The sequence below is a fragment of the Williamwhitmania sp. genome (genome assembly GCA_035529935.1).
Classification (GTDB): Bacteria; Bacteroidota; Bacteroidia; order Bacteroidales; family Williamwhitmaniaceae; genus Williamwhitmania.
Genome location: DATKVT010000210.1, coordinates 1 through 4029 on the forward strand (window position 1 = coordinate 1; position 4029 = coordinate 4029).

Here is a 4029-nt window from a genome sequence, read left to right on the forward strand (position 1 = left end):
CATAATTTCCGCTAACGTCTCGTTCGTAATTATTTGCCCTTCGCCGCCGAAACTAAGCTCGCAGTTCTGGCAAAAAACACAACGCATGTTGCAATAACCAAAAAAGATCGTGCCTGATCCATTGTGTCCAACTAAAGGCGGTTCCTCCCCATAGTGCGGACCATAGCTGGCGATCACAGCCTTGTCGGGAGCCTGGCAAAAACCAAGCTTTTCTAGCCTGTTGACTCCGCATTGGTGAGGACAAAGATTACACTTTAACAGATGTTCTTTGGCCCTGAGCACTCTTTGTTCCAGTTGATGGTTTTTTAAGAATTTGACGTAACCTGGCTCCATTTTTCACCTTTTTCAAAAAATTTTAAGCGTAATGTTAACGAATAAAAAATCGTCATTTTTATGGGAGCGTTGCCGTAAATAGAATCTCGTTATATAAAACCTTCTTAAATTGTGTTAGGAATTCGGTTTTAAAGTCTTTAAGTTTAAACATTTTTATGTAAGAGTCGTAATCACAAATAAAGCTACCGTTATCACATAATTTCATAACGGAGTTAGAAAAAAAAGATTTTTTAAACAGACATGGTTCCAAGACAACAACTTTGCCATAAGGCTTAAGAATTCGCTGAAACTCAGAGAGATAAGGTGAGAAATCTTCTGAAACGATGTGATGTAACACCGATAGCGTAAGGATGTAATCGATAGAATTGTTCTCCAGAGGCAGATTGGTACCTTCCAAGACTAGAAAGTTGTAACCCGGGTTTAAACATCTGGCATAAGCAATGCGTCGCGAATCCGGATCTACCCCTATATAGTGGTCTTTCGAACACAGGGAGCTAGCTGACCCAATTCCCGAACCAAAATCAAGTACCTTTTTGTCGGTAAAATTAAAATATCGGCCCAGGACACCTTTTATGTACAAATTGTTTAAAATATCTGGACGGACAAACCAATGATAGAGGCGAGGGGATAATTCCATGCATTTTACCTCAAAAATTTTTTAAAATACATGGATTAATATTCCCTATTTTAAAGAATTTATTTATTTTTTGGTTAAGTTGGTTTACCATTCCTAAGCAGGTAATTGGTCCGGCCCAGCGTTGGTAGTGAGAATTACCGGTTTTTTTATTTTCAATTAATAAAAATAAGTCTGTTTACAAATACTATTTTCTGTTTAAGGATTTTTGCTAAGGAGGGGTTTCTTTGACTGTTCAACAAGACCTGCAAAAAGCTATTGCTACTGTACAATCCGCTCTCGGTACCTATTCAACGTTTGCTTAATCGACCCAAGATCAATCCACGAAGGCGCAATCATGCGACAGGAACTGTCGCGTGAATTTGCGACGTGCTGTATAAGAGATGAGGGAAGGTCCCTCGAAGCTGCCATGCAGGTGGAGGCTTTAAACCACCTTAAGCTGCTGTGGACAAAAGCCATGGTAGTGAGCGTTAAGGAAAAGGCGAGGCAAGACCTCGTCAGGTAAGTGCTACGGAGACGAATACAGATGAACCGCTGATAACGTGTCGAAAGGATATGGACGTCATCAAAACCAGGGGGGAGTTGTTAACCTGAGATAAGTCTGGAGGACACCTGTCTGTCCAGATGGTGACCGGCATGAAGGTGGCGTGAACTTAGCACAGGCTCTTATGGGGAACGTGGGAACCTACGACTTCGATGATAAGGGAGAAATCCAAGTGGCAGACGCTCTTTGAATCGGTCAACATAGATGTTGTTGTGCCTCCAGAAAACAGCAAGCGTACCATTGCGCTTGGTACCAAATTTTCACCCGAATCCGCTTGCCTCCCCCTTAAACTTAACCTGGGTAACTTTATTGAGGCGGCTGAAGAGGTCGGTTTGCTAAACCGTTAGGGTGGGTAACTGCCGCGAGGGTTCAAATCCCTCCTTCTCCGCCAGATATATTCCTCGATAGCTCAATGGTGGAGCAACCGGCTGTTAACCGGTAGGTTGTAGGTTCGAGTCCTACTCGGGGAGCCATGGCAGGGTAGCCAAGTCGGTCTAAGGCAAGCGGTTCATACCCGCTCATGCGAGGGTTCGAATCCCCCCCCTGCTACCAAAACATGCGGGTGTAGCTCAATGGTAGAGCGCTAGCCTTCCAAGCTAGTTACGAGAGTTCGATTCTCTTCACCCGCTCCATTAGAACTAATTTCTCTGTTACATATATTTGCGCTCTCCCTATACTAATGAAGTTTATCGGAGACGTATTTGCGAAGGTGAAAACGCATGGGGAAGGAATAAGCGTTGCTTGCCCTAGGCCATCTAATTCTTTGAAAGCTTACAAGATATTGCTTACCAAGGATCCGTACAATGAATTAGCCACAGAATATTTAGCAGAACGCGAACGCGAAAAGGAACAACGAGTTACTCGACAGCTTCAAGTAAAAGGATATTAAGTTTCAAAAGTGTGTTAAGATAGGTTCCAAATGAGGCAATATTAATGTGATATATCGCAATCACCAGAATCTTATTAGCGATAGCTGTTGTGCCGCTTTCGTGGGATGTGGTCCGTTTAATCCCTCAGGTAGTTGGATGAGATAAATAGTTCTCTTCTGATTCGTCATGGGATATTATCCTCCGATCTGGTCAAATGTTATTAATCCATCAATAGTTTTTAAAACAAATCCCTCTCGGTTCAATTGGTCGAGAATGACAGGCAAGGCTTTGACTGTATTCTCTTTTGGATGCATTAATACAATCGCACCGGATTTATTTGGTTTAATCCCAAACCGAATGGCTGGATTAAGAACACGTTTCGCGATAATCTCTGCTGTACTGTCTCCCCTCCAATCGACAGTATCCAATGTCCATAGAATGGTCTGATAGCCCAATTCATCAGCTGCTCGCAGTCCAGAAACACCCTTCTCTCCATAAGGCGGTGCGTAAAAACGTGTTTTTCGTCCAATGATTCCTTCAATGATCCTTTCTGTTTTTATAATTTCTTCTTGGTTAGACCCTACAGAAAGATGATCAGGATGCGGGTGAGAATACCCATGATTTTCAATTTGGTGACCTCGGCTTGCCATTGATTTCAGTAATTCTGGATGTTTCTTGGCCCAACGCCCGGTAACGAAAAAGGTTGCCGATGCCTTGCCTTTATCCAATGCATCCAATATTGCCGAAATATATTCTTCGCCCCAATCCACGTTAATCGTTAAAGCCATGACTTTCTGATCCGTTTTGACCTGTTCTATTGGCTTTGAGACCGTAGCATTAGATACAAGGACCCATTTTCCAGTAACAATTCCAACAAACAATAGAAGGAAAATCACGACTAACGAAAGTACTCTTCGTGAGATTCTTAAATTAATGAACACCCATATCCCCCCTCCTATACATTTATGCGAAGAGGGGACCTAACAGACTGATCATTCTTCAGATAATATTGGTCTGTTTATATATAAGTTTTATTATAAGTGTGTCGGTGAAATGAGTATGCTTTGCAAATCGTTATTGGTTAAGACAATATAATTGAGTCAATTTGTTCGTAGTTTTGACGTCGTTGAATAAACGTTTTATGAGGGAGTAGAGCGAGGTAACATTCTGAATGTTGCTTACGAATGCAGCAACTCAGATAATGGCACTATTTGAATGCCTTGATTACTCATTTCCGGCAGCATCTCCCTTATAGCCCGGGCAGTATTAGGGCCTTGTGGTCCGACGTGCCCGATACCTATAGCTTTACCAGAAGTTTTAGCTTTAGCTATCAATAGTCTTATTTGTTCTTTTATAGAATTAAGATCAGCTGAATTGTCCAAGAAAACATCCCGGGTACCGGATATAACACCTGCCTTCTTTGCTTCCTGGGCCAAAATTGTGGATTCACTGGTCCTGCTGTCCAAAATTATCAAATTGCGTTCTTTGGCGGTTTCCACAATCGCTTCCACTATTGCAGGATTCTCTGTGCTTTTTGATCCCATGTGATTGCTGATACCAACAGCATAAGTTATTGCTCCACACTGTGGTCAAGTCGAGTTCTAAGTTCCTAGGGAGATAAATTTGTGGATAAGGCACCGGGTCCAAGC

The 4029-nt window shown here is 42.3% G+C and carries 4 protein-coding genes and 3 tRNA genes; 4 read left to right on the forward strand and 3 right to left on the reverse strand.

Annotation, left to right across the window (positions count from 1 at the left end; translation table 11 throughout):
• On the reverse strand, nt 1-333 hold a 333-nt coding region (locus tag VMW01_16080; protein ID HUW07769.1), incomplete at its 3' end, for a hypothetical protein.
• 1330 nt (nt 334-1663) lie between these two features.
• Between VMW01_16080 and VMW01_16085 the strand changes: the two genes are divergently transcribed.
• The 4 genes from VMW01_16085 (at nt 1664) to VMW01_16100 (ending at nt 2143) form a co-directional block, all read left to right on the forward strand.
• A complete protein-coding gene (locus tag VMW01_16085) occupies nt 1664-1858 on the forward strand; it encodes an acyl-CoA dehydratase activase-related protein (GenBank protein ID HUW07770.1) in 195 nt (64 codons plus the stop codon).
• A 51-nt stretch (nt 1859-1909) separates the two neighbouring features.
• Nucleotides 1910-1984, forward strand: a tRNA-Asn gene (locus VMW01_16090).
• A gap of 1 nt (nt 1985) precedes the next feature.
• A tRNA-Met gene (locus tag VMW01_16095) sits at nt 1986-2063 on the forward strand.
• A 6-nt stretch (nt 2064-2069) separates the two neighbouring features.
• Nucleotides 2070-2143 (forward strand) — tRNA-Gly (locus VMW01_16100).
• Nucleotides 2144-2574: 431 nt separating this feature from the next.
• On the opposite strand, the gene VMW01_16105 is transcribed toward VMW01_16100, so the two are convergent.
• Both VMW01_16105 and VMW01_16110 read right to left on the reverse strand, forming a co-directional pair.
• A complete protein-coding gene (locus VMW01_16105) occupies nt 2575-3321 on the reverse strand; it encodes a polysaccharide deacetylase family protein (protein HUW07771.1) in 747 nt (248 codons plus the stop codon).
• A gap of 237 nt (nt 3322-3558) precedes the next feature.
• Nucleotides 3559-3954, reverse strand: coding sequence for a divergent polysaccharide deacetylase family protein (locus VMW01_16110; GenBank protein HUW07772.1), 396 nt, complete (start codon nt 3952-3954; stop codon nt 3559-3561).
• Nucleotides 3955-4029: the final 75 nt, after the last annotated feature.

Bases quoted from the DNA above. Each gene is read 5' to 3' on its own strand.
- VMW01_16085 (HUW07770.1), top strand. From the start codon at position 1,664: ATGATAAGGGAGAAATCCAAGTGGCAGACGCTCTTTGAATCGGTCAAC.